The sequence below is a fragment of the Nonomuraea sp. NPDC049750 genome, assembly GCF_040659625.1.
GTDB lineage: Bacteria > Actinomycetota > Actinomycetes > Streptosporangiales > Streptosporangiaceae > Nonomuraea.
In genome coordinates, this window is the sequence record NZ_JBFANB010000030.1 from 37,789 (window position 1) to 62,226 (window position 24,438).

At 70.3% G+C, this 24,438-nt stretch carries 19 protein-coding genes; 8 read left to right on the plus strand and 11 right to left on the minus strand.

Annotated features, from left to right (window positions below; genetic code table 11):
- Positions 1 to 64 precede the first annotated feature (64 nt).
- Positions 65 to 2,371 (plus strand): family 43 glycosylhydrolase, encoded by a 2,307-nt coding sequence (locus AB0J16_RS46795; protein WP_358552300.1) that lies wholly within the window; start codon positions 65 to 67, stop codon positions 2,369 to 2,371.
- A gap of 194 nt (positions 2,372 to 2,565) precedes the next feature.
- On the opposite strand, the gene AB0J16_RS46800 is transcribed toward AB0J16_RS46795, so the two are convergent.
- From AB0J16_RS46800 to AB0J16_RS46820, 5 genes are read right to left on the minus strand one after another with little or no spacing between them, the layout of a single operon-like run.
- On the minus strand, positions 2,566 to 3,558 hold the full coding sequence (locus AB0J16_RS46800) for a hypothetical protein (RefSeq protein ID WP_358552302.1): 993 nt from the start codon (positions 3,556 to 3,558) through the stop codon (positions 2,566 to 2,568).
- Positions 3,559 to 3,560: 2 nt separating this feature from the next.
- Positions 3,561 to 7,103: a serine/threonine-protein kinase gene (locus AB0J16_RS46805; protein ID WP_358552304.1), complete on the minus strand. Its 3,543-nt coding sequence runs from the start codon at positions 7,101 to 7,103 to the stop codon at positions 3,561 to 3,563.
- A 60-nt stretch (positions 7,104 to 7,163) separates the two neighbouring features.
- Positions 7,164 to 7,874, minus strand: coding sequence for a sigma factor-like helix-turn-helix DNA-binding protein (locus AB0J16_RS46810; protein ID WP_358552306.1), 711 nt, complete (start codon positions 7,872 to 7,874; stop codon positions 7,164 to 7,166).
- A complete protein-coding gene (locus AB0J16_RS46815) occupies positions 7,844 to 8,962 on the minus strand; it encodes a hypothetical protein (RefSeq protein WP_358552308.1) in 1,119 nt (372 codons plus the stop codon). Before AB0J16_RS46815 ends, AB0J16_RS46810 begins: the two co-directional genes overlap by 31 nt.
- A complete protein-coding gene (locus AB0J16_RS46820; protein ID WP_358552310.1) occupies positions 8,959 to 10,113 on the minus strand; it encodes an ATP-binding protein in 1,155 nt (384 codons plus the stop codon). Before AB0J16_RS46820 ends, AB0J16_RS46815 begins: the two co-directional genes overlap by 4 nt.
- A gap of 304 nt (positions 10,114 to 10,417) precedes the next feature.
- Here AB0J16_RS46820 and AB0J16_RS46825 point away from each other — a divergent pair, with 304 nt between their 5' ends.
- Together AB0J16_RS46825 and AB0J16_RS46830 are read left to right on the plus strand one after the other, a co-directional pair.
- Positions 10,418 to 11,248, plus strand: a complete 831-nt coding sequence (locus AB0J16_RS46825; protein ID WP_358552312.1) for a SpoIIE family protein phosphatase — start codon at positions 10,418 to 10,420, stop codon at positions 11,246 to 11,248.
- Between the two features lie 102 nt (positions 11,249 to 11,350).
- Complete coding sequence (locus AB0J16_RS46830) at positions 11,351 to 12,373, plus strand: ADP-ribosylglycohydrolase family protein (RefSeq protein ID WP_358552314.1); 1,023 nt, start codon at positions 11,351 to 11,353, stop codon at positions 12,371 to 12,373.
- 227 nt (positions 12,374 to 12,600) lie between these two features.
- Here the strand turns inward: AB0J16_RS46830 and AB0J16_RS46835 are convergent, their stop codons facing one another.
- A complete protein-coding gene (locus tag AB0J16_RS46835; RefSeq protein ID WP_358552316.1) occupies positions 12,601 to 13,515 on the minus strand; it encodes a maleylpyruvate isomerase family mycothiol-dependent enzyme in 915 nt (304 codons plus the stop codon).
- A gap of 67 nt (positions 13,516 to 13,582) precedes the next feature.
- Positions 13,583 to 14,404 carry a hypothetical protein gene (locus AB0J16_RS46840; RefSeq protein WP_358552318.1) on the minus strand — a complete coding sequence of 274 codons (822 nt, stop codon included), beginning with the start codon at positions 14,402 to 14,404 and terminating at the stop codon, positions 13,583 to 13,585.
- A 166-nt stretch (positions 14,405 to 14,570) separates the two neighbouring features.
- Between AB0J16_RS46840 and AB0J16_RS46845 the strand changes: the two genes are divergently transcribed.
- The 3 genes from AB0J16_RS46845 (at position 14,571) to AB0J16_RS46855 (ending at position 18,440) form a co-directional block, all read left to right on the plus strand.
- A complete protein-coding gene (locus tag AB0J16_RS46845; protein ID WP_358552320.1) occupies positions 14,571 to 15,119 on the plus strand; it encodes a hypothetical protein in 549 nt (182 codons plus the stop codon).
- 215 nt (positions 15,120 to 15,334) lie between these two features.
- Positions 15,335 to 15,661, plus strand: coding sequence for a hypothetical protein (locus AB0J16_RS46850; RefSeq protein WP_358552322.1), 327 nt, complete (start codon positions 15,335 to 15,337; stop codon positions 15,659 to 15,661).
- A gap of 37 nt (positions 15,662 to 15,698) precedes the next feature.
- Positions 15,699 to 18,440: a M48 family metalloprotease gene (locus AB0J16_RS46855; protein WP_358552324.1), complete on the plus strand. Its 2,742-nt coding sequence runs from the start codon at positions 15,699 to 15,701 to the stop codon at positions 18,438 to 18,440.
- Positions 18,441 to 18,479: 39 nt separating this feature from the next.
- Here AB0J16_RS46855 and AB0J16_RS46860 read toward each other — a convergent pair whose 3' ends face one another.
- A complete protein-coding gene (locus AB0J16_RS46860) occupies positions 18,480 to 19,190 on the minus strand; it encodes an N-acetyltransferase (protein ID WP_358552440.1) in 711 nt (236 codons plus the stop codon).
- Positions 19,191 to 19,401: 211 nt separating this feature from the next.
- Between AB0J16_RS46860 and AB0J16_RS46865 the strand changes: the two genes are divergently transcribed.
- Both AB0J16_RS46865 and AB0J16_RS46870 read left to right on the plus strand, forming a co-directional pair.
- On the plus strand, positions 19,402 to 20,583 hold the full coding sequence (locus tag AB0J16_RS46865) for a transposase (protein ID WP_358552326.1): 1,182 nt from the start codon (positions 19,402 to 19,404) through the stop codon (positions 20,581 to 20,583).
- An 81-nt stretch (positions 20,584 to 20,664) separates the two neighbouring features.
- Positions 20,665 to 20,850: a hypothetical protein gene (locus tag AB0J16_RS46870; protein ID WP_358552328.1), complete on the plus strand. Its 186-nt coding sequence runs from the start codon at positions 20,665 to 20,667 to the stop codon at positions 20,848 to 20,850.
- A gap of 8 nt (positions 20,851 to 20,858) precedes the next feature.
- Here AB0J16_RS46870 and uidA read toward each other — a convergent pair whose 3' ends face one another.
- The 3 genes from uidA to AB0J16_RS46885 are packed head-to-tail and all read right to left on the minus strand — an operon-like array spanning position 20,859 to position 24,437.
- Positions 20,859 to 22,646 (minus strand): beta-glucuronidase, encoded by a 1,788-nt coding sequence (uidA, locus tag AB0J16_RS46875; RefSeq protein ID WP_358552330.1) that lies wholly within the window; start codon positions 22,644 to 22,646, stop codon positions 20,859 to 20,861.
- A 41-nt stretch (positions 22,647 to 22,687) separates the two neighbouring features.
- On the minus strand, positions 22,688 to 23,557 hold the full coding sequence (locus AB0J16_RS46880) for a carbohydrate ABC transporter permease (protein WP_358552332.1): 870 nt from the start codon (positions 23,555 to 23,557) through the stop codon (positions 22,688 to 22,690).
- Position 23,558: 1 nt separating this feature from the next.
- A complete protein-coding gene (locus AB0J16_RS46885; RefSeq protein ID WP_358552334.1) occupies positions 23,559 to 24,437 on the minus strand; it encodes a sugar ABC transporter permease in 879 nt (292 codons plus the stop codon).
- Position 24,438 lies beyond the last annotated feature (1 nt).

The window sequence follows — 24,438 nt, forward strand, 5'->3', positions numbered from 1 at the left end:
CCCGCGTCTTGCGTATTTTTCCGGTTTATTGACGGAAAAATAGGGCGCCGACAGACTCTGCGGCATGCCCCAACCCCATGATCGTTTGTCGCGGCTCAGCCGGGCCCTCGGCCTCACAGTCCTGCTGTCCGGCCTGGTCATCGGCCCGCCGGCGGCGGCGCAAGCGCCGAGCACGTACGCCAACCCGGTGTCGGCGGGCGTGGTCGACACTTTCCCCGACCCGACGATGATCCACGGCAAGGACGGGTTCTGGTACGCCTACGGCACCCAGAACCCGGTGTTCAACAGCAAGGGCGAGGACGGCGAGCGGATCTTGCCGATCCTGCGATCCAAGGACATGGTGCGCTGGGAGTACGCCGGGCAGGTCTTCACCCCGGAGACCCAGCCCGCCTGGCACAACGCCGCGCGGCTGTGGGCGCCGGACGTCAGGTACATCAACGGCAAGTACTACCTCTACTATTCGGTCTCTTCCAACGGAGGTGATCTCGGGCTGGCGACGGCACCGACCCCGACCGGGCCGTGGACCGACTCGGGTGACGTGCTGCCGTCCTCGACCACCTGCCCCACGGGCAACATCGACCAGGCGCAGTTCACCGACATCGACGGCACCCCGTACATGTACTGGGGAAGCTACGACGTCATCTGCGTCGCGAAGATGAACGCCGACGCCACCCGCATCGAAGGCGCGGCGACCCAGGTGGCCAGGGGGCGCCGGATGGAAGGCGCGTACGTCGTCCGGCATGACGCCTTCTACTACCTCTTCTACTCCGACGCCGGCTGCTGCCAGGGCGCCTACAGCGGTTACCAGGTCAAGGTCGGCCGGGCCACCACCCCGTCGGGCCCGTTCGTGGACGACGAGGGCGTCAACCTGATGGACCTGACCAGCAAGGGCGCCATCGTGGTCGGCGCCAACGGCAACCGCTGGGCCGGCCCGGGACACAGCGGCTTCCAGACCGACCTGTCCGGCCAGGACTGGCTCGTCTACCACGGCATCTCGACGGCCGACCCCGACTTCCCGCCGATCGGCGGCGGGCGGCTCGCGGGCCTGAGCAAGCGCCCGCTGCTGATCGACCGGCTGGACTGGATCGACGGCTGGCCGGTGGTACGCGCCGGAGCCGGACCGTCCGAAGGCGCCCAGCCCGCGCCGGTGGCCTCCTTCGCCGCCGGCGGCACGTTCAACGACGGCTCCCTGACCGGCTGGCGGGCCGAGGGCGGCTGGTCGGTGCGGACCGATCAGGACGCGCGGGGGTACGCGAGCCACGCCGGAAGCGCCACCGCGTACCTGGTCTCTGCGAAGAAGGCCCCCACCGCCGACGTACGGGCGCAGGCGGACCTGCGCGTCACCGCCGGCGCCGTCGGCCTCACCCTCGCCTATGCCAACCGCGAGAACAACGTCGTGGCCTGGCTGGACCGGGACAGCCGCGCGCTGGTCACCGACGTGGTGATCGGCGGCAGGAGCCGCGGCAGGTCGGTGACGGCGCTGCCGGCCGGGTTCGACTTCGGCACCTGGCACAACGTGGTGGCCGAGCTGCGCGGTACCGAACTGAGGGTCAAGGTGAGCGCCGACCAGCTCGGTGACCCGGTCGCCGAGCAGACCCGTCGCCTGCCGGAGGCCGCGGCCCGTCACGGCTCGGTCGGCGCGGTCGCGCGCGGCGGCGGCGCCGATGCCGACAACGTCGGTGCCGCGAAGCTGTACACCCCCGTCACCGAGCGGGTGCCCGACCCCCAGCCGGGTCCGTTGCTGCCCGCCTACAGCGACGAGTTCAACGGCGACACCGTCCCCGGCTCGCCTTGGCAGTGGGTACGCGGCCCGGCGGCCGGCGTCACCATGACCGGCGGCGCGCTGTCCTGGCCGACCCAGAACGCCGAGCTGTACCAAGGCACCAACACCGCCTCGGTGCTGCTGCGGGACGCGCCGGAGGGCGACTACACGGTGGAGACGAAGATCGACTTCGCGCCCACGCAAGCGGGTCAGCAGGCCGGGATCCTGCTGTACGAGAATGACGACCGGTACTTCAAGATGGTGCACTCGGTGGTCCCGCTGCAGCGGGGCGACGGGGCGGTGGTCCAGCTCAGCGAGTTCGCCAAGGAAGGGGAGCGGCCGACGACCACCCCGCCGACCGCGGTCTTCAACGGCCCGATGTTCGGCGGCCCGACCGCTGACACGATGTGGCTGCGGCTGTCCCACCACGCCGACACCGCGCATAGCGAGACCGAGGTGCGCGCGGCCACCAGCAGGGACGGCGAGCACTGGGTCCACAACGGCGTGTGGACGCTGCCGGCCAAGGAGCGGCTCAAGATCGGGCTGGTCTCGATGAACAAGTCAGGTGCCGTGGCCCGGTTCGACTACGTCAGGACTTATCGCGACTGATCCCACTCAACCGGTACGGGCCCGGTGCAGCCGATGGGGCTGCACCGGGCCCTGCCTGCTAGGCCCGCTCAGCCAGCTCCACCACGGCCCGGATCAGCTCGTGCCCGTTCAGCATGACCGGATCGTTGTGTCCGACCCTCATCACCTCGACGAGCCGCAGGGCGCCGTGTGGGTTCATCAGGCGAGGGGCGGACTCAGTTGACGGTCACCCTGATCTCCGCGAACTCGTTGGCGGAGCTGGAGATCTTCACCCCCCACGCACCGCTGCTCACCGCCTTGGCCTTGATCAGGTATCTGCCCTTGCCCTTGGTGACGCTCTTGCGGTTGGTGCCGGATCCCTTGAAGAACAGCTCGGCCGTCTCGTTGTTGAGCGTGCTCCAGGGGTCGTTGACGCTGTCGCGCTTCTGTACCGTGCCGGTGTGCCGGACGGTGGTGTTCTTCGGGACAGACTGGCCGCTGACCGTGTGAGATACCTGGTAGAGGCCCTTCTTCTCCACCTCCGAGTGCTGCTGGGCGCTGCGCGAGCCGCGCAGCGCCTCGGCGTCGGCGGACAGACCGCTCCCCGTGCCGGGCCTCCCGGAGCTGGGTGTGCCGGAGCCGGGGAATTCCGCCCGCCAGAAGCCGGAGTTCTGGGCGATGACGACCGTCCTGAACTCCCCGTCCTCCCCTGTTTCCGTACGGGTGATCTCGGTCCACGCGAACTCCTGGTCGGCGCGGAACTCCAGCAGGATCGGCCGACCGCCAAGTCTCGCGTCGTCTGCTCGCAGAACCCCCGTGAAGGTCAGCTCGTCGCCCTCGGGCACCGGATCGGGCGCCAGGCTGAACCCGTCGATCCGCGTCACCGCGCCCGCCTGGTCATCGGTCGCCACCGTGAAGGTGTCCTCCACGGCGTCACCGCGCGCGCCGGCCCGCGCCCGCCAGACCCCCACGGTCTTCACCACGGCCTCCGCCCGCCACAGGTCGCCGAACTCGCCGCTCTCGACGTGTTCGAACGCGAGCCGCTCCCGCTCCCCTCCGGGGCCGTACAGGAGGCCGTCGAGGCGGCGTACGCCGGCGGTCGCGACCTCGACGACCAGCGGCGCTCCGGAGATCACCGGGGCCGGCGTGATGTCCATCGACTCGATGATCCCGTCGTCGCGCAGCAGCTTCCACAGGATCGTCCGCGGGGTGGTCCTCGGGGTCGCCATGATCAGCACACCTCTCTGAAGGGGATCTCGGGTATGAACCTGTCCCACTCGGCCGGGGTCAGGTCGGCGTCCGCGCGGGCGCAGATCCGGGCCACGGCCAAGGCCGGGTCGACGGGGATGGCGTAGATGGTGCCGTCCGCCGCGATGCTGTTCAGTCGCCGGCCGTCGGCGGAGAATCCCAGGGCCAGCACCCCGCCGGCGTGCGCCTTGAACGGATCGCCCAGAGAGGTACGGGCCGCCACGTCCCACAGCTGGACGCGGCCGCTGCTCCCGCCGGTGGCCAGGATGGCGCCGCCCGGCTGGAAGGCGATCGCCATGACCGTGTCGAACTCGCCGCGCCCCGGCGCCAGCCGCCCCAGCTGACGGCGGCCGAGCCCGTCCCACAGGTCGACGCCGAGCTGCCGGAAGCCGACCGCGATCGTCGCGCCGTCCGGGGCGTAGGCCAGCGACCTCGCCCCGTCGACGCTGCCGCCGAACGGCCGATCGCGCAGGACGTTCCCGGCGGTGAGGTCGATGAGGGCGGCGTCGCTGCCGCCGATCGCCAGGGTCTTGCCGTCGGGCCGGAAGGCCATCGCGTCGAACCCGTCCCTCGGCAGGTCCGCGAGCCGCCGGTGACCGCTGAGGTCCCACAGCTCGGCCCGGCCCTCGGCGGGGGACACGGCCAGGGTCCGTCCGTCGGGGCTGAAGGCCAGGCCGTCGATGTACTGGCGGCCGCCGACCGGCAGCCGCGCGATCTCGGTCCGGCTGGCCACGTCCCACAAGGTCACCGTGGTCGTTCCGGCGGATCCGGCCGCCAGTGTCCGGCCGTCGGGACTGAACGCCAGAGCGTACGCGCCATCGGCGTCGGCGGTGGGATGGCGATGGCCGAGTGTGCCCAGTGACCGGCCGGCGGCGACGTCCCACAGCACCAGGCTGCCGGGGGTCTGGAGCGCGGCGAGCCGTCCGGCGGGGTCGAACGCCGCGGCGGCGACCGCGCCGGCCGCATGGAAACCCGCCGTGAGGTCGAGCACCGCCATCGCGCCCCTGCCCAGCAGGTAGCTGAGCCGCGTGTGCCCGGCGTCGAGCCGGGCCGAGGGCATGCCGGAGGTGTCGGTCAGCGGGTAGTGCAGCGTCGGCTCGCCGGTCGCGACGTCCCAGACGGCGATGGCCGTACGGTCGTAGGAGATGAGCAGCCGCCCGTCCGCGCTGAAGGACAGCCAGGCGGCCGTGATGCCGTCGACGAGCGAGTCCGGACGGAACCGTCTGGTGGCCAGGTTCCACAGCCGGATCTCGCCGCCCGTGGCGATCGCGGCCGTGCCGGGCCCGAAGGCGACCGCGCCGCCCGTTCCCCCGATCCGGCGTCCCGAGCCGAGCTCCCACAGCTCGTAGCGGGCGTCGGTGAAGGTGGCGGCGGCGTAGCGGCCGTCGTCGGACAGGGTGATCCGGTCGATCCGTTCGTCCCGCGTGCCCATGACCAGCTTGCCGGTACGGGCGTCCCGGACCTCGCCCCTGCCCTCAGCCGTCGCCAGGCCCAGCAGCCGCCCGTCGCGGCTGAGCACCGCGCCGAGCGCGGTCCCGGCGATGCGTGGGCCCGCCCGGCCCGTCGCGACGTCCCAGACACGGACGCCATCGGGGCCGCACACGGCGACCTTCGTCTGGTCGCCGCTCAGCGCGATCACGCGGACGCCCGTACCCACGCCGTCGAGCGTGCGGATCGTCCGGCCGGCCTCGAGCAGGGTCACCCGGCCCGCGTCGGCTATGGCCAGCACGCGGCCGTCGGCGCTGAGGTCGAAGCGCGCGTCCGCCCCGGCGGCGGGAGGTGGCAGCACGGTCAGCTCGCGCTGCGCCAGCGCGCTGTACAGCACGGCCCGCGCCTCCTGGACCGGCGCGATCCGCCAGGCCGCCACGCTCAGCAGCATGGCCTTGACGGGGTCGGAGGTCTGGAGCGACTCGGCGAGCATCGCGGTCTTGCGGGCCACCGCGATGTCCCGTTCCCGTACGGCCGCCGCCCGCTGTCCGGCGGCCACGCCCGTGGCGGCCAGCGCGACGACCAGCATGGCGGCCAGCGCCGCCATGACCTGCCGTCTGCGACGGGCCCGGACCCGGCTGTAGGCCAGGCCCGCCTCCAGGAAGGCGTTCTCGAGGAGGTTCAGCGTCACGTGCTGGCGGCCTGTCGCGGCCCAGCTCAGCGCGGCCTCCAGGGAGCCGCCCTGGTAGAGGTCGCCGGTACGGCGGCCGTGCGCGTCCCACCGCTGGGCGGCCTCGCCGAGTCTGCGGTGGATGCGCAGGCCCGCCCGGTCGGCGTCGATCCACCCGCGCATCCTCGGCCAGGCGCGCAGGAGGGCCGCGTTGGCCAGCGACACCGTGTCGCCGTCGCGTACCACCAGCTCGGCCCGGGTGAACCCGAGCAGCACCCGGTCCAGCCTGGGCGGGTCGACGACCCCGTCGTCGAGCTCGCCGGCCGGCACCTTGCGCAGCATGTCCTCGGCGCCCTCGCCGGGTGTGACCAGGCGCAGCATGATCTGCGGCACCACCGCCTGGTCGGTGCCGCGCAGCCGCCGGTAGATCTGCTCGGCCACCAGCTCCAAGGGGGGCTGCGCGAGCAGGGCGGGCGGCCTGATCACGTCGGCGGCCCGGCTGCCCTCGGCCAGCAACGCCCGCGTCCCACCGTCGTCGTCGCGCGGGACGACACCCCCGCCGCCTTCACGCGGGACGACATCCCCGCCACCTTCACGCGAGACGACATCCCGGCCACCGTCGCGTGAGACGACGTCCCGGCCGCCGACCAGGGCCAGCAGCAGGCTCCGGGAGCTGGGGCGCTCGCCCGGGTCCTTGGCGAGGGCCGCCGTGACCAGGGCGCGCAGCGGCTCGGCCAACCCGGACACGTCGGGGGCGGCGGCGAGGATCTGGTGCAGCAGCCCCGCCAGGTTCTCGCCGGTGAACGGGTCCCGGCCGGTCGCCGCGTACAGGACGACGGCGCCCCACGCCCAGATGTCCACGGCCGGGCTCGCGCGCTGGCCGATGACACTCTCCGGGGCCATGAACGCCGGTGTCCCGGCGACCTGGCCGGTCGGGGTGAGCGACATCTCCGACGTTCTGGCGATCCCGAAGTCGATCACCCGCGGGCCGTCGGGGCCGATCAGGACGTTGTCGGGTTTCAGGTCGCGGTGGATCACCCCGGCCTCGTGGATCGCGGTCAGCGCGGTGGCGATGCCGGTGGCCAGCCGGTGCAGGTCGTCCGGCCGGTACGGCCCGGCGGTCGTGACCGCCCGGCGCAGGCTGGGGCCGCCGACGTACTCGCTGACGATGTACGGGCGGGGGTCGTCGAGCTCGACCGACAGCACCCGGGCCGTACAGAACGCCGACACCTGCCGGGTCGCCGCGGCCTCCTTGGCGAACCGGTCCCGCAGCTCGGCCCCGGCGCCGGGATGCAGCACCTTGATCGCCACCCGCTGCCCGGCGGGGTCGTAAGCCTCATAGACCACACCCTGGCCGCCCTCCCCCAGCCGGCCCGCGAGCCAGTATTCACCGAGCTGGCGCGGGTCGCCGGGAACAAGGGCGGGCATGTTCTCGATGGTGCAACGGCATCATCCCATCGAGAAGGGGTCCCGAACGGCTCTCCTAGGTCACCTCTCCTGGCCGCGCGGTTCCCCTCCTGACCGCGCGGCCAGGGAGGTGTAGACGGTCACCTCGTCAGGACGGACGAGGCCGTCCTGGATGGCGCAGATGAGCAGTTTTTCCTTGGTGGGCGCGGGCCGTCCCGCCGCCGCGTACTTGACGCGGGCCCGGTCGATGTACTGGCGTACGGTCCGTTCCTTGATCCCCATCCGCGCGGCCACCGACGCCTTGGACATCGACTGGAACCAGAACAGCAGCGCGGCCCGCTCCTTGTCCGACAGCTGCGGCCGGTGCGGGCCCTCGTCGGTCGCGATCGCCTGCGCCATCGGCGGCGTCATGCTCGGTTTGTCGGCGGCCACCTCCAAGATGGTCTCCAGGCAGGACTCCCGCGTGGCCCGTCCCTTGCCGATGAACGCCGAGGCCCCGGCGTCCAGCACGGCGCGCACGATCTCCGGCTCCTCGTGCTCGGAGAAGACGATGACCCGCTGCCCGCCCCCGCATAACTCGGCGACCCGGTCGACGACCAAGGTGCCGTTGAGGTTGAGATCGAGCATCAGCACGTCGGCGGCCACCCCGCGGACGGACTCGATCGTGGACCCCTGCGCGACCAGGCGCACCGGGCCCGGCGGGCTGAACCACGACCTGACGCCGTCCACCACGACCTGGTGATCCTCCACCAGGGCGACGGTCACGGGCCCTGCCAGATGCTGTTGACCCATAACTCCCCTCCCTGCCGCTGATAGGTGACGACGACGCCGCTCGGCTCGTGCACCGGGGTGGTGCTGATGGGCAGATCATCATTGTCGGCCACGACCGCCACACTCATCATCGTGGACATCGCGGACACGGTGACCCTGGCCCGCGACCTGGCGCCGTCCAATGCCCGGATCGGCGCTCTGAGCAGGTCCTCGCGTACGCCCTCCGGCAGGTCGGGCAGGTTCTCGCCGAACGGCGGCGCCGTCACCAGGACCTGGCGCCGCTCGGCCGCGTCGATGCGCTCGCGCAACGCCGACACCAGCGCGTCGGGTACGTCCTCGCGCTCGGTGATGAGGCGGCGCAGCCGCATGGCGCCGGCCGTACAGTCCGCTCGGACGCGGGGATCGCCGGGATCGGCGCCGTCGGCCAGCTGCTTCAGCAGCGACTCGGCCACGTCGCGGATGGCGTCGTACCTGCGCAGCCGGTCGGTGTGGATGCGCTGGGCGGAGACCCGCCAGGCGTCGTCGGCGGCGAGCCGGCGGGCCAGCAGCACCGCGTCCTCGGCGCGCACGCGCAGCGTGTGGCAGCCGGCCAGGTAACCGAGCTGGAGGGTGATGCTGCCGACCTCGACCATCAGGTACTTGGCGATGGAGACGCGGTCGAGCGTCCCGGTCGCGGCCATCGCCGCCAGCATGATGCCGGCGTTGGCGGCGAGGAAGACGAACAGCTCGCCCCGCCCGCGCGGCCGGTTCCACAGGAGCATGACGCCGAGCCAGCCCACCGAGCCCCAGCCCCAGTTGATGGGGCCGATCAGGTCCTTGGGGTAGCAGGCCACGATCACCGCGATGTCCAGGGCCAGCACGGGCACGGCTAGCTCGCGTCCCCGGGCCGGGCCGCTGGAGGTACGCAGCAGGGCCACCCCGGCCAGCACGGCGATCGCGGTGTACAGGAGCCAGGCCGCCGCCGCGACCACCGGCCAGCGGAAGTCGTACCAGCCGGTGATCGTGACCGTGAGGTCGTAGCCGGTGTGCCAGAGCATGGCGATCATCACGGCGCCGATCGCGGTGTAGCGGGCGTAGCGCTGCGCGACCTGCTCGATCTCTTCGGTCACGGCCGCCACCACAGGCTCACCCTGGTGCCCTGGCCGCCGGAGGAGATCTCAGCGCCGCCGTTCGGCAGGGACCGCATCGTGTCGAGGATCGAGCCGCGCACGCCGAACCGGTCGGGCGGCAGCCGGTCCTGGTCGAACCCGCGGCCCTCGTCGGCGACCTCCACGCGAATCTCGCCGTCGCGCCTGCTGGAGAGCAGTTCCGCCTGGTGTACGCCGGAGTGCCGGGCGACGTTCGCCAGGGCCTCGGTGACGGCGCGGGCGAAGCTCTCCGCGACCTCCCCCGGCACCGTCTCCGGCGTCAGGCTCCGATGGACCTCCAGGCCCGTCACCCGCTCGGCCACCTCGTCCAGCAGTGCGTCCAGGGCGATGGAACCGGCGGCGGCGCGCGGGGTGTCCCGCAGTTTCTCCAGCGCCGACAGGTCGCTCGCCGCCTGACCGCGCAAGGTGGACGAGGGCTGGTCGTAGGTGCCCAGGCCGACCATGGTCAGCGTGTGCAGTGACGTCTCGTGGATGCTGCCGACCTGCCGCAGCTCGTCCTCGCGCCGCAGCCGCTCCACTATGAGCGTGATCTCCCTGCGCGCGCTCTCCCGCAGGAAGGCGTCCGCCGAGGCGGCCGAGCGGCGCAGCAGCAGCATCAGCACCACGATGGAGAGGATCTGTACGACGTGCGTCCCCAGCGTGATGCTCACGTCCTGGGGAGGGGAGGCGAGCCGGGCCCCGACCAGGTACGCCCCCGACACGGCCAGGCCGGTGGGGACGGCCACCTTGGGCGGCCAGGCGACCCCGGCGACGACGATGGTCATCGTGACCAGCCCCGCGATCCAGCTCGCGCCGTCCTCGAGCGCCTCCCTGGCCACGAGGTGGCGCTGCGAGAGGCACAACGTGATGGTGATGGCCACGTCACCGGCCGCCAGCCACTTCGGCAGCAGTTCCCTGCGCCACACCAGGCGGGCGAACAGCGCCGTCCAAACGAGGTCCACCGCCAGCATCGGCACCAACCACGCGACGGAGACCGGCGGCACCGCGCCGAGCGCCGCGGCGACGACCGCCACCAGGCCGACGGCGACACGGGCCGCCGCTCCTGTACGAGCGATGGCCTGCTCCAACTGCCTGGCCGCCGAGTCGTACCTCGTGGAACCGGGGTGAGCCATGCGCCGTCCGCTCGCGATGGGAGCACAAAACGGGTCTCACGATAACGCACCGAAAGTGAACGGATCGGCTTTCTCCGGTCGTGGCGGCGGATGGGGTCATGGGTCAGCATCGCTGCTTCCTCGGGCCGGCTCTCCTGCGGGATGCACCGCGTCCTACGCACCCTGAACCCCCCGCCACCGCGCCGCATGACGGCCGATCGGCCGTCAGTCGTATCACCGCGCGCGAGCGTGTACTGGGGCGCGTGTCGCGATGACCGCGGCTACGGGGGCACATGTCGCGATGACCGCGACAGGAGGGGACCTCATGACCTTCATCGTGATCGCGATCCTGATCACCTGCCTGTCCGTGATGGCGATCCGTGGTCAGCGAGGGACCTGGCCGCCCGGGATGCCGGTGGCACGGCCGCGATTGTCGGCGGTCGGCGGTACGTACGAGGGCTCGCACGGCCGGCCGTCCGACGCGTACGTCATCCAGGAGCGGCTGATCGCGACGGCCAGCGGCGGGCAGCTCGGCGGCCATGATGGTGGGCAGCTCGCCGGGCGGGGTGGCGGGCAGCTCGGCGACGTCTCCGCCGCCGCTGTGGCCCTGGGCGCCGTGGTCGCCGCCCGGCCCCGGTACGGCGCGGCGCGGAAGGTGGACATGAACGGCTGGGCCCAGGCGGTACACCACTCCGTGCACACCGCCGCCCAGCTCGACCCCGACACGTCCGGCCTGGTCAACACCCTGGATCTGATCATCCTCGACGCGGCGGACAGCCCATGCCTGCGCTTCGCCCATGTCGGGAACGGCGCGATCTGGCACTGCCCGAAGAGCGCGCGGCCGCAGCCGCTCACCACGTCGCACTCCTTCGAGGACGGGTCGCCGTACTCCTTGGAGGACGGCTCGCCGCCGCGCGGGCTCGGTCTGGCGCCCGCCCTGTCTCCGCAGGTCGGCAGCGTGTCCCTCCGTCCTGGTGATCGCGTCGTCATCATCACGAACGGGGCGATCCGGGCGCTCGGCGCCTCCCGGATGACGGAGCTCTTCGCCGGTGGCCCGTCTCCCGCCGCGTGCCTGGACAGGGTGTTCGACGAGATGGCCGCCGTGGAGCCGAAGGATGATGCGACGGTGGTCATCGCGGACTTCGTCACCACCTGAGGGGTCTCGCGACGGCCGCGGGCGACCTCGCCGGCCTGCCCGTCCGCCCGTCTGCCGGGAGGCCGGTCGGGAGGAAGTGGCAGGAAGTGGCAGGATCTTCCCATGGACTTCCGGGATCGAGTTCGAGGCTGCCTGCTCGGTGGGGGGATCGGTGACGCGCTGGGGGCGCCGATCGAGTTCCAGTCGCTCAGGGAGATCCGCAAGCATCACGGCAAAGACGGTATTTCCGGATATGTCACCGATTGGCGTGGCAAAAGCGGACTGATCACCGATGACACACAGATGACGCTCTTCACCGTTGAGGGCCTCATCCGCGCCGAGGCCCCGGCCGACGCCGTGGAGTCGGTACGCCAGGCGTACCAGCGCTGGCTGGACACCCAGGACCATCCCGCGCCTCCGCCGCCGGACGGTCCGCATCGTACGGGCCGGTTGCGGGAGGAGGGCTGGCTGTACTCCCGGCGGGCACCCGGCAACGCCTGCCTGTCGGGCCTGCACCGGCACTTCCCCGGCCCGGCGCCGCTCGGCGAGCCAGGCCCGGTGAACCCCGATTCCAAGGGGTGCGGAACGGTCATGCGCTCGGCCCCGTTCGGCCTGGCCGTCAGGGACCCTCGGGCCGCGTTCGAGCTGTCCGCCGCCTGCGCGCAGATCACCCACGGGCATCCGACCGGCTACCTGGCCGCCGGGGCATTCGCGGCGATCGTCGCACTCCTGGTGGCGGGGCGACCGCTGGCGCACGCCGTACAGGATGCCCTGGATCTGACGTCGACTTACCCGCGGCACGAGGAGACGACAAGCGCGCTCCACGCCGCAGTCGAGCTGGCCCGCAGCGGCGAGCACACGCCGGAGGCGGTCGAATCGCTCGGCGGGGCGTGGGTGGCCGAGGAGGCGCTGGCCATCGGGGTCTACTGCGCGCTGGTGGAACGGGCGGTGGGGCCGTCTGTGGAGCGGGCGATGCTGCTGTCGGTCAACCACTCGGGAGACAGCGACTCCACGGGCTCGGTCTGCGGCAACCTCCTGGGCGCCGTGCACGGGACCGCCGCGTTCCCGGCCGCGTGGTCACGACCGCTGGAGGGCCGGGAGACGATCGAGCGGCTCGCCGACGAACTATCGACCACGCTCGGCTGATCCGTCCACAGTGCGGCGGCCCTCGCCCCAAGCTCCGTCCGCCATGCGGCGGCCCTCCTTGGACTCCCTCCGCTGCGCGGCGATGCGTCCCAGGCCCCGTCCGCTGTGCGGCGGCCCTCCTTAGACTCCGTTCACCGTGCGGCGGTCCTTCCCAGGCTGCGTCGGCCGTGCGGTGGTATCGCTCCCAGGCATGGAAGTCAGTCGTGGAAGTCGCAGGTGGGGAGCCGTCAGAGGGCGTAGTTGCGCAGGACGGCGAGTGCCTTGGCGCCGTACGGGCCGGTCGCCTTCAGCGTCGAGTCGGCGGGGGCCAGGCGATGGGCGCCGACGCGGCAGAAGTCGGCGGCGGGGCCCGTGACGGTGGAGGCGGCGGTGGGGTCGCCGAAGCGCCAGAGCTCGCCGTCGGGTGAGGTCAGCTCACAGTAGACGGGCCCGCCTTCGACGCCCGCGACATCGAAGGCGTACGGCAGGGTGCGGTGGCCGAGCCAGGCGATGTGGCGCAGGCGCGCGGTGTCGGGGTAGGGGATGCCGAGGGGCGCGGTGATGTCGTAGGCATGGGCCCAGTGTTCGGCCAGCCGGGTGGTGGCCAGGGTCGCAGGGGACAACGAGGTGGCCACCCAGGACAGCCGAGTGCCCTTGGGCTGGGCGCGTAGGGCGTCGGGGATGGCGAAGGCGGCCCTGCGCCAGCGGGCCAGGAGATCGGCGGGGGCGATGCCCCGCTGAGCGGCCACCCTGGCGTCCACCGCCGCGTCCACCCCTCTACCGGACTCGCCGCCGCCGGACTCCCGACCGGAGGCGCCGCCGTCGCGGGACTCGCGACCGAACGCGCCACGGTCCCGACCGGACGCTCCACGGTCCCGACCGGACGCTCCATCGTCTCGACCGGACGCACTGTCGTCTCGACCGGACGCACTGCCGTCCCGACCGCGCACGCCGTCGGCGGCGGGCTCGCGCCTGATCGTGACGTCCTCGCCCGCGAGCGAGGCGGCGGCGCGTTCCTCGCTCTGGGCGAGGTGGAGGACCACGTCGGAGACGGTCCAGCCCTCGGCGGCCGACGGGTGGGACCACTCGGCGGGGGTGAGACCAGCGAGGACGGTGTCCAGCTGCTCATACTCGGCCTTGAGGTCGTCGAATATGTCCGTCATAGGCAACAACACTACCGAACAATGTTCTGCCATGGGTGAAAGGCGCCGGAGCGGCCGACGGGTCAGATCAGGCCGAGGTGGCGGGCGCGGTTGACGGCCAGCAATCGGTCGTGGCAGCCGAGCTTGCTATAGACGTTCTCCAGGTGCTTGCGGACGGTGCGGACGCTGATCCGGCGCAGGCAGGCGATCTGCTGCGCGCTGGGCGCTGCCCCATTCCCGGCATTCCCGGCATTCCCGGTACTCCCGGTACTCCCGATACTCCCGATACTCCCGGCGCTCCCGGCGCTCCCGGCGCTCCCGCTACTCCAGACGTTCCCGCTGCTCCAGGCGTTCCTGGCGCGCCCGGCATTCCCAGTGTTCCCCGCGTTCCTGGCGCTCCCGGTGCGTAGATCCGGTCGAGCAGTGTCAGAACCGGCTGGAGCGCCTGCGCCACCTCCACGTGGGTCTGACTGAAGTCGCGGCCGGAGCGGTTGACGGCCCAGCCGAGGCCGCCCGACGGCAGCCACGTACCGACGACGATGGCGAGCTGGTGCCGGGCCTGCATCGGGACGAACAGCTCGCGGTAGACGCGGTGCGACCGCCAGGCGCGTTCGGCGAGACAGTCGCTGATCCGCCGCGGGGAGGCGTCTCCGGGGTGGTCGAGGTAGTGGCGGACGAGAGGGTGCTCGTCCATGACGGCGGCGAGCAGATCCACCGAGATCTCGGCGTCCGGCGGGTCGAACCACAGCTCCACCGAGTGGGTGGGGAAGTCGAGATTGTTCCAGCCGACGACGTCGCCGTCGAGGGCGGAAATGAGGCAGGCGGCCGCGGCGGCCAAATAGGCGTCGCGGCCGGGCAGGTCGCCGAGTTGATAGCTCAGCTCCATGGGGTTCATCAATGAGCGGCCCATGTCCGCCTCCTCCCCCTCGGACTACGTCAAAGAGCGTATTCCGCGGCACCGGATCCGGTCCGCAGAATATGGGGAAAGGGGAGGGTGAATCATGGCGCGGCAGACAATTCGGTCGCGGTTCGGCGGAAAAGCAGGGGCGACGCCAGGAATACGCCTAAATGATGAAATGGAACACTCTGACGGGTTTCACGCGCGGAGCGTGTGGCGGTCCGGGTACGCCGACGGTGTACGGCTCGGCGCGGGGCGGTCCAGGCACACAGGCGGTGTACGGCTCGGCATAGCGCTCGCGTGCGCCGCGGTACTGGCGACGAGCGCCTGCGGGGGTCCCGGCGACGGGGGCGGCGACTCGTACGTCCCCACGGTGCGAACGTACGCCCCGCCCGTACGGACGAATGTTCCCGATGATCCTCAGCAGGCGTTTCCCAGGTCGGCCGTACCCGCTGAGTTCCAGGGGACCTGGAGCGGCGGAACGTCCGGCGGCACCGCCTACGGCTCGGTCACCCTCGGCCCCGAGGGAGATCTGATCATCGCCAAAGGCCGGCTGCGATGGGCGGGCACGGTCGTCGTCGAGCGAACTCAGATGACCTTCTACATTCCCAACACCGCCCCTCGGCGGGAGTCGTGGTCATGGCAGGGCTGTCAGGATCCGGCCGGTTTCGGCTATCCCTATCGGACCCTTGTCCTGAGCGGTTATAGCTATGTTCAGGATTGCTAAGCCCGGGTCAAAAGATGAAACTTCTACGCGAAATCCGGAACGGAGATGAACGGCATCGGTGATTTCGATCTCGCGGACCGCGATCTGCTTCAGGAGATCGCCCGCGAAACGGTGAGACGCGCCGCTCCTGAGGAACTGCCACTCTTCCCGATCGTGGCGACGGTCTACTTCGACAGGGGCGGCGTCTCCCAGCCGGGCGGGCGAGGCGCGACGAGATGCTGGGGTTCGGGCTGGAGTCAGCGGTCATCCTGCTGACACCCGTGGTACTCCCTGTCGTTTCGGCGATCCTGGACCAGTTGGCGCAGGACGTCGCCCGTGTGGTGACCGATCGCGGCAAGGACGGGCTGCGCCGGACGATGCGCGCTCTGCTGCGCCGCACCGCCGAGGCCGAGAACGACGCCCTGCCGCCGGTCCCGCCGCTGACCCCGGAGCAGCTCGCCCGGGTACGCATGACGGCGATCGAAAAGACCCGCCAGATGGACCTGCCGGAGGACAAGGCCGAACTGCTCGCCGACGCCGTCATCGGAAGCCTCGGCGCATGAACAGGCTCCCGCTCGGCCCCACCGAAAACCTTGGCGCATGAACGAGCGCCCGCTCGATCCCTTCGCCGTGCCCTCTCAGACAGCGCTGCGGTTTGTGCTGTTGATGGGCTCGATCGTCGGTACGAGCGTGTTCGCCGTCAACATCCTCTACTTCAGCTTGTCGCCGCAGGGCGCGAGCGAGGAGCGGGCCTACTCGCGCTGCTGGGAGGTCGCGCCTGGAGCCGAGGGCTCGGACATGGGGGCGGTCGCCAGCCGGTTCCTCGCGTGCGTGGCGCCGTACGAGCAGGCCAAGGCCGTCTGGGTGGCCGGCGGGCTCGCGCTGCTCTTCCTGGTGGCCGGGCTGATCTACTGGTACCTGCCCGCCTGGCGGATCCGCCGGCTCGGGCTGCGGCCCCTGCGGGCTGAGGACGCTCCGGACCACGTGCGCGAACTCGACGGCCTCGTGGCCGTCGCGGGCCTCGCGCGGCCCCCCACGTACCTGTGGCGGCTGACCGGCACCGTCGGCGGCGTCGCCTTCGGCCGCTACTGCCGCCGCTACCTGGGCCTCAACGCCGGCCTGGTCACGAAGCTGACCGCCGACAGGACAGCCTTCCGCGCGATCGTCCTGCACGAACTCGCTCACCTGCGCAACGCCGACGTCGACAGGACGTACCTGACGGTGGCGTTCTGGCGGGCCTTCGTCATCGTCGCTCTGGTGCCGGTGACGGTGAGCCTGGCCGACAAGCCGGACGGGACATCGCTGGGGGTGGTCTGGCGGCTGTTGTTCCTGCTCGTCGTGGTCTACTTCACCCGGAATGCCGTCCTCCGATCGCGCGAGACGTACGCCGATGTGCGTGCCGCCATGTGGGAGGGCGGGGCGGGCGGCCTTGAGGCCGTCCTGAGCGGTCGGCAGCACGAGGATTCCCCAAGCGGCGGTTCGAGGCACGGGCTGCCGTCGTGGCGTGGGCAGTCTTCACAGAGCGGGCAGTCTTCACGACGCGGGCCGCTTCCGTGGCGCGGGCCGCTTCCGTGGGGTGGGCCGCTTCCGTGGGGTGGGCTGGTTCCGTGGGGCGGGCTGGTTCGGCGGCACTTCGAGCCGCAGGTCCGGCTGCGGCTGCTGCGGGATCCGCAGGCTGTTTTCGCGCCGGGCTTCTGGGAGTCCTTCGGCGCCGGGCTCGCGACGACCATCGTGTACGGCAACCTCGCCACCCTGCTCTGGCTGGCGGCACCCCGGCTCGACGCGCTGGTCAACCGGTGGCTGTCGGCGCTGCTGTTCGCGCCGCTCGCGATGGGCGTGGTGGCCGTCGCCGTCTGGCGCTGGTCGGCGTACCGGGCGGTCAGGGGGCGTGCACGTTCCCGGCTGGCGTACGTGGGGCTCGGGCTGGGGCTCGGCCTGGTGCTGGGGCAACCTCTGTCAGCATCGAGCGCCATCACCGGATCTTGGAGTGGGACGGGCGACATCACTCCCCTGCTCTGGCTGGTCTCGGCGGCGGTCACCGTCGCGTGCGCCTGCCTCATCGTGCGGTGGATCGCCACCACAGCGGCCGCGTGGCTTCCCGTCATCGGGAGGGCGCCGATCGGTGCCGCCGTGGTGCCGATCGTCATGGCGGCCGGTTGCCTGTTCGCGTGCTGGTTCGGCGTCCAGTCGCTGACGCTCGAGGTGCCGGATCTGTCCGAGCTGCCGGTGAGCGACTACCTCCAGGCGAGCGGGCTGAACGGCACCGCCACGGTGAATCGGGCCGGGCCTTGGTGGCTGTGGCTGGCGCTGAACCATCCGCTCAGCCAGTACTTCTCGCGGCAGGGGGTGATCGCGGCCGTGCTGGTCGGGGTCTGGGCCGTTCCGCTGGGCACGTGGCTGGTCAGGCCGCCGGCCCACGGGTGCCCGAACTGGCTGACCCGTCTCACCAGCCTGACGCGCCCGCCGCTTGTGCTCGCCCGGCCGGCCGCTGCCATCCGACTGGCGGTACTGACGGGGGTGGGGGCGGCGGTGGCGTACGCGGCGGCGCTGCTGGCCATCCGTTTCCTGGCTCGCCAGGCGTACGCACCGGCCCAGCGCGGCATGCCCGGCTTCGCGTTGCTGTTCAACCATTGGCAGGTGTCGCTCGCCATACTGCTGCAGGCGGTGGCGGCCGCGTTCGTGGCCTGCGTGGTCACTGTCAGGCGGCAGCGCTTCGCCATCGTCCTGGGCACGGTGGCGGCCTTCCTCACGGGTGCCGTCGGCGCGCTCGTCATGCCGTCGGCCGGCGTCCTCGGCGGCTGTCTGGACGCCTTCAGTCTCAGACCCGGCCCCTGCGCGTGGGACGTGTCATTGTCCGCGGTACGCCTCCCGCTCGGACAGGTGACGGTCGTCGGCTCTCTCACTGCCCTGGCCGCCGCACTGGTCTCCGCTTGGTTGACCGGAGTCGCATCCGTCGTATCCAGGCGCCCCTCCCCCACCGCTCCCGCCGCGGGCATCTCACCCATCGTCCCCATGGCCATCGCCGTCGCCGCACTGACCGTGTTGTGGATCCCAGAAGCCGTACGGATTCCCCCCGAACCACCGCCCACCACTCTGCGTCTGGATCCAGCCGCCCTGGAAGCCTGCGACCTGCTCCACCGCCTGCCAACCGGCAGAGGCACGGGCGCGCTGAGCCACGAAGAGTCGCGGGCCACCTTTCTCGCGTTCCTGGACGCGGCCGACCGCTCGACCCACCCGGTGATGACGGACGAGGCATTGGCGTTGCGTCAAGCGATCGCCGACGGAGACTCCCAGGCGTACGCCCTCCACCTGCGCCGCCTCACGACCCTCTGCCCACCCTGACAGGCTGCCGATACCGTGCCCAGACGCCGGGGGCTGAACCTAGTTGTCAGGGTCACGGAGACCAACGGCATCGTGCTGCCAGAATGGCTGCGAGTAGACCAACGTCCCGGTCATCCATGGCTCGTATGCGGGAAACCGGATCACCTGGAAGGCCGCGTCGGGAATGCGCAGGGACGGTTTACGAAAGCCATGGACACTCCCCGGCTGGAAGCCGAAGCGATGGTAATAGCCCGGGTCGCCTTCGAGGAAGACGAGGGGGACAGAGCGTTCGGCGAGCACCTCCAGGCCGCGCTGGACCAGGGCCGATCCGACGCCTTGCCGTTGATATTCGGGCGCCACGGCCAAAGGGCTGAGGACCTGCACCTCGACCAGTCGCCGTGGCGCGTCGAGCAGGCTCGAGGTGAACATGATGTGGCCGATGACCCTTCCGGCGTCCTCGGCCACCAGCGAGATGCCCGTGTCAGGTGTGATCGCGCCGCGCAGGGTATCCACGAGATCGGTCACGACGGCTCCATGGTCGCCGAACGCCCGCAGATGCACCGTCCGCACTGGTTCTCTGTCGCCCTGCCGCTCATCGCGAAGATTCATTTCCCGGACAGTAGAGCACTGGTTCGTGGCGGGCATCTGAATTTTCGCGACGACGGCGTAGGGGTCGTGAGGGCGGTCCATGGGCCTGGCCCCATGTGATCTTGACCAACTTGACCGCGGCGATCGTATGGCCGAGGCCGGCGTCCGGGTACGCCGGAGCATGCCACCGACGTGGCGCTCCGCCACGTCGACACACTTCGGAGGCTCAGCATGCCTGGCGACTTAATCTGAATGGTGGCGCGGAGACCGAAAACAGCATGGAAAGGCTCAGTCACGTTCGGTAATATGTGCGGTGGGTGAGGCCGCTGTGACAGGAGGTGCACGATGGCAATCCGCCGCTCCACCACCAAACGACACGGCCTGCCCCACGACCGTGCAACTGCGGCTCACGCCCGCACCGGCCCAAGCCGACGCCCTGGCTGCGGCGGTGCTGGTGTGCAATCAGGCGGCGACCGTCGTCTCCCGCCTGGCCTGGCAGCACCGCACCTTCACCGTGGTGGAGTTGCACCGGCTGGCCTACTACGAGGTGCGGGCGCAGGTGGCCGGGCTGGGCGCGCAAGCGGCCGTGCGGGCCATCGCCCGGGTCGCCGGCGCCTACGCCAACCGGCGTTCCAGCAAGAAACGCGCCCACATCTTCCGCCCGCACGGCGCCGTCCCGTACGACGCCCGGCTGATGAGCTGGAATCGTGATGCCCGGACGGTGTCGCTGTGGACTCCCACCGGGCGCGTCACCGTCCCCTACACCGGCCGACCAGAAGACCTCAAAGCCATCGACACGCTGCCGATGGGGGAGGCCGACCTGGTCTGTCGGCACGGGGTGTGGTTGCTGCAGGTCGCCCTCACCCTGCCGAAGCCGGTGGCGCGTGAGCCGGTTGGCGGCTTCGTCGGGGTGGATCAAGGGGTGGCGAACCTGGCGGTCACCTCCGATGGCGCGGTGCTGCCCGGCCCTGCTCTGCCGGGGCCGGTCGGCGGCAACGGCCACGTCCGCACGCTGCGCGAGCGACGGCACCGCCAGCGCCGCCGGTTGCAGAAGAAGGGCACGTCGGCGGCGCGGCGGGTGCTGCGCCGCCTGTCCGGGCGTGAGCACCGGATGATGACCGACCTCAACCACCAAATCAGCACGTACGTGGTGCGTGAAGCCGAACGCACCGGCCGCGGTGTCGCCCTGGAGGATCTGCAGGGTATCCGCGAGCGGGTAAGGGCTCATCGGTTCCAGCGGCGCACCCTGCACAGCTGGGCCTTCGCCCAGCAGATCACCTTCACCCGCTGCAAGGCCGCCCGGGCCGGGATCGCCTTCGTCCTGGTCGACCCCGCCTACACCTCGCAGGCCTGCCCGGACTGCGGGCACATCAGCCGGGCGAACCGGCCAGCGCGGGGCCGGTTCGTCTGCAAAAGGTGCGGCCTCGCTGGGCACGCCGACCACATCGCAGCCCGCAACATCGCCACACGCGGCATAGCGGACTGGGCTGCCATCAACCAGCCACACGCTACCGGCCTCCCCTCACCCAGACGGGACCGCGAGAGCAAACCACCAGATTCAACCGGCGGTAGTTGATTCAAGAGGTACGTATGCGGCTCCACCTCGGACGGAGGTGCGATCATGTGCTCGGAAATAGGATGGGCCAAGGTTCCCATCATGATGATGCCCGCGGATTCGGACAACGGGTCGAACGTGGGGTGGCAGGAGGTCGGCCACACCGATATTCACATTTCGCTGAAGAAGCTCGTCTCGGTGATGAAACAGCACGGCATAGACGTGCGGTATGACGAAGCGGAATTGGCCCGCCGAATCGGCCCGGCGCCTGAGGCCGTCGACTATTAGGGCCGGGCTCACTCGTCTTCGCGCCAGCGGGCGCGCAGGTGGAAGGCGGCAGTCTTGGGGCGGCGGTCGCGCGTGAAAACACCCTTCTTGTTGCCGTCGACGCGAAAGACGCCCGGTGTGGTGGCGAAGTCGGCGAAGTTCCACACCTGCTCGCCCACCACCGCGTCGACCCGGTCGAAGACCCGGTGATACACGTCGAGCAGCTCCGCCTGATACTCCTCGGTCCACGGGTTGGGCACGACGCTGCGCAGGCCGGGGTAGGTGTCGGCACCGTACTCGGTGATGACGATGGGCTTGTCGTGCAGCGCCGCCCACTGCCGCAGTTCGGCCTCCAGCGCGGTCTCGGCCGCTTCCAGATCGCCGGTACCGAAATACCAGCCGTAGTAACGGTTGAGCAGGACCACGTCGAACAGGTCGGTGACCACGCACTGGTCCGGCGGCGCGAGCAGCGCGTTGGCGTAGGCCACGGGCCGGGTCGGGTCGAGGCGGCGGGTTTCCGCTGCCAGTGGGGCGAAGTAGTCGCGCGCTTCGGGTTGGACGTGGTCGGGTTCGTTGGCCACGGACCACAACACGACGCTGGGACGGTTCTTGTCGCGCGCCACCAGCTCCTGGAGCGCCCGCAGGTGGACGCGCTGAGTCTCGTCACTGACCGCGTCCGGGGAGAAGGTGAGCACCCGTTCGCCGGAGCTGAAGACGCCTCCGCCTATGTTGCGGTTGAGCCCGACGGCCGCCGTCTCGTTGATGACGACGATGCCGTGCCGGTCGGCGTAGTCGAGAACCTCCTCCGCGTACGGGTAGTGCGAGGTGCGGAAGGAGTTCGCGCCGGTCCACTCCATCAGCGCGAAGTCATGCACCATCAGCACGTCGTCGTGCCCTTTGCCGCGCACCGCCGCGTCCTCGTGCTTGCCGAATCCCTTGAAGTAGAAGGGGGTTCCGTTGATCAGGAACTGCTTTCCGCGTACCTCCACCGTGCGTACGCCCACCGGCTGGCGGTAGCTGTCGGTGACCTCCCCGGACGCGCTGAGCAGCGTGGCCTCGAGTTCGTACAGGTAGCCGTCGCCAGGTGCCCAAGGATGTACGTCGGGCACCCACAGGGTGCCGACCGCACCCGTGGCGGCGGCCACCTCGGCACCCGAGGCGTCGCGCAGCGACACGCGGACCGAGTCCGTCTCCCCGGTGCTGTTCGCCCGGTAGCCGATGACGCCGGTGGTGTCGTCGAAGGCCGTGGTGACGGTGATGTCGCTGATGTGCTCCGGGGGTGTGGTGTAGAGCCAGACCGGCCGGTGCAGGCCCGCGTAATTGAAGAAGTCGTGGAAGTATCGCTGCACCCGGCGGCCGTCGGGACGTTCCTCGATGGTGCCCGGCGGGATCGTCGCCCAGCTCAGTTCGTTGTTGACCACGACGGTGACGCGGTTCTCGGCTCCCGGTCGCAGGTGTGCGGTCACATCGGCTTCGAACGGGGTGTAGCCGCCTTCGTGGGTGACGACCTCGGTGTCATTGACCCAGGCGGTCGCGCGGTGGGTAGCGGCGTCGAACCGCAGGACTATGCGCTGTCCTGTCCACTGGGCCGGTATCCATACGTTCGTCTGGTACCAGGCGTCGCCGACGTGGTCCCGGACTGTTACGTCGGGATAGATGTCGTTGTAGCTGGCCGGTACCGGGATGTCCACGGCTTCCGCGAGGGGTGAGCGCCACCAGCCTTCGGCGCGGCCTGCTCCCTCGGCGTCCAGCCGGAACCTCCACAAGCCGGCCAGGCAGCGGCGTTCGCGGGTGGGGCCGTCCTGCGGGCGAAGCATGGTCGGTGCTCCTTTTCTCCGCGCGGTGATTCACGCGGTGGTTATTTGATGCCGGTGTTGGCGATGCCCTGAACGAACTGTCTTTGGAGGAACAGAAAGAGCACCAGGATCGGGGTGACGACGGTGACCGCACCGGCGAGCAGCAGCCCGTAGTTGGTGCCGTTGGCGCCCACCGAGAACAGGGCGAGCGCTACGGGAAGCGTGTAATGATCTTCGGTCTGCGCGATCACCAGCGGCCACAGGAAGTTGTTCCACTGGGCGAGAAAGGTCAGGATCGCCAGTGTCGCCAGCGCCGGCCGGCAGAGCGGGACGATCACCCGGAGAAAGATGCGTGTTTCCCCGGCACCGTCGAGCCGGGCCGCTTCGACCAGCGAATCTGGAATGTCCTGGATGAACTGGCGCATGAGAAATACGCCGAGCGGCGTCACGAGGAAGGGCAGAATCAATCCCAGATAGGAATTGCTCAGTCCCATGTTGCTGACGAGGACGAAGAGCGGCACGAAAGTCGTGGTTCCGGGGATGATCAGCATCGTGAGGACGAGGCCGAACAGCAGCCGCTTTCCGGCGAACTCCATCTTCGCGAAGGCGTACCCCGCCATGGAGCAGAAGAGCAGATTGCCCATGACACACACCGCGGCGACCAGCGCGCTGTTGAAGAAGTACAGGCCGAAATTCTGCTTCGACAGCAGCAGTTCGAAGTTGTCCAGCGTCGGAGAGCGGGGAAGCCAGGAGCTCGGATAGGCGACGATTTCCCCGGTCGGTTTGACCGATCCCAGGAACATCCACGCGAACGGTGCCAGCGTCGCGATCAGGCCGATGACGAGGGCGCCGTAGAGCATGATGCGGGCAGGCCGGATTCGTACGCCGATGCCGGACGTGGCCGCACCGGTGCTCGCGCTCGCAGTGGTCATATCACGCCTTCGCTCGGAAGATACGGAACTGCAGGAGGCTGAGCAGCGCGATCGCGGCCACCAGCACGTACGAGGCGGCGGCGGCCGTGCCGTAGTTGCCGAAGCCGAATTGCTCGAAGGCGTAGTAACTGATCGAGGTGGTGCTGTCCAGCGGGCCACCACTCGTCATCACGAACGGCTCCTCGAAGAACTGCAGATAACCGATGCTCAGCAGCACGGCGACCACCAGCGTGACCGGTCTGAGCAGCGGCAGGGTGACACTGCGGAAAGTGCGCCAGCGGGTGGCGCCGTCAATGTGGGCCGCCTCGCGCAGTTCCTCGGGAATGGACTGCAGTCCGGCCAGGAAAATCACCATGGGGATGCCGAAGTGGCGCCAGACCGCCATGAGGATGAGCGCGGGCATGGCCCAGTTCGGGTCGTTCAACCAGTCCGGGCCGTGGATTCCCACGACGGCGAGGGCGGAGTTGATCATTCCGTCCTCCTGGTAGAGGTATCTCCACACCACCGCTATCGCCACGATGCTGGTCACCACGGGCGCGAAATACGCAACCCTGAAGAGTCCCTTCGCCCGCTGGATCCCGTAATTGAGCGCGACGGCGAGACCCAAGGCGATGACCATCGTCAGCGGGATTCCCGCGACGACGAAGTAGACCGTATTAAGAGCTGCCCGGAGAAAGGTCGGGTCCCCGAAAAGGCTGGTGTAATTCTCAATGCCCACGAAGTTGACACTGAAGGGTGCCCGTACGTCCCGGTTCGTGATGTCGGTGACGCTCATCGACAACGAGGAGAGCACCGGCCACACGCCGAAGGTGGCGAAGAGTGCGATGAAGGGCGCGCAGAAGGCCCACGCGACCAGGGTGCGCCGGGAATGTCCAGACATA

Coding starts and splice junctions, on each gene's coding strand:
- AB0J16_RS46795 (WP_358552300.1), top strand. CDS start 65: ATGCCCCAACCCCATGATCGTTTGTCGCGGCTCAGCCGGGCCCTCGGC.
- AB0J16_RS46800 (WP_358552302.1), bottom strand. CDS start 3,558: ATGGCGACCCCGAGGACCACCCCGCGGACGATCCTGTGGAAGCTGCTG.
- AB0J16_RS46805 (WP_358552304.1), bottom strand. CDS start 7,103: ATGCCCGCCCTTGTTCCCGGCGACCCGCGCCAGCTCGGTGAATACTGG.
- AB0J16_RS46810 (WP_358552306.1), bottom strand. CDS start 7,874: ATGGGTCAACAGCATCTGGCAGGGCCCGTGACCGTCGCCCTGGTGGAG.
- AB0J16_RS46820 (WP_358552310.1), bottom strand. CDS start 10,113: ATGGCTCACCCCGGTTCCACGAGGTACGACTCGGCGGCCAGGCAGTTG.
- AB0J16_RS46825 (WP_358552312.1), top strand. CDS start 10,418: ATGACCTTCATCGTGATCGCGATCCTGATCACCTGCCTGTCCGTGATG.
- AB0J16_RS46830 (WP_358552314.1), top strand. CDS start 11,351: ATGGACTTCCGGGATCGAGTTCGAGGCTGCCTGCTCGGTGGGGGGATC.
- AB0J16_RS46835 (WP_358552316.1), bottom strand. CDS start 13,515: ATGACGGACATATTCGACGACCTCAAGGCCGAGTATGAGCAGCTGGAC.
- AB0J16_RS46840 (WP_358552318.1), bottom strand. CDS start 14,404: ATGGGCCGCTCATTGATGAACCCCATGGAGCTGAGCTATCAACTCGGC.
- AB0J16_RS46845 (WP_358552320.1), top strand. CDS start 14,571: ATGGAACACTCTGACGGGTTTCACGCGCGGAGCGTGTGGCGGTCCGGG.
- AB0J16_RS46850 (WP_358552322.1), top strand. CDS start 15,335: ATGCTGGGGTTCGGGCTGGAGTCAGCGGTCATCCTGCTGACACCCGTG.
- AB0J16_RS46855 (WP_358552324.1), top strand. CDS start 15,699: ATGAACGAGCGCCCGCTCGATCCCTTCGCCGTGCCCTCTCAGACAGCG.
- AB0J16_RS46860 (WP_358552440.1), bottom strand. CDS start 19,190: ATGCTCCGGCGTACCCGGACGCCGGCCTCGGCCATACGATCGCCGCGG.
- AB0J16_RS46870 (WP_358552328.1), top strand. CDS start 20,665: ATGATGATGCCCGCGGATTCGGACAACGGGTCGAACGTGGGGTGGCAG.
- uidA (WP_358552330.1), bottom strand. CDS start 22,646: ATGCTTCGCCCGCAGGACGGCCCCACCCGCGAACGCCGCTGCCTGGCC.
- AB0J16_RS46880 (WP_358552332.1), bottom strand. CDS start 23,557: ATGACCACTGCGAGCGCGAGCACCGGTGCGGCCACGTCCGGCATCGGC.
- AB0J16_RS46885 (WP_358552334.1), bottom strand. CDS start 24,437: ATGTCTGGACATTCCCGGCGCACCCTGGTCGCGTGGGCCTTCTGCGCG.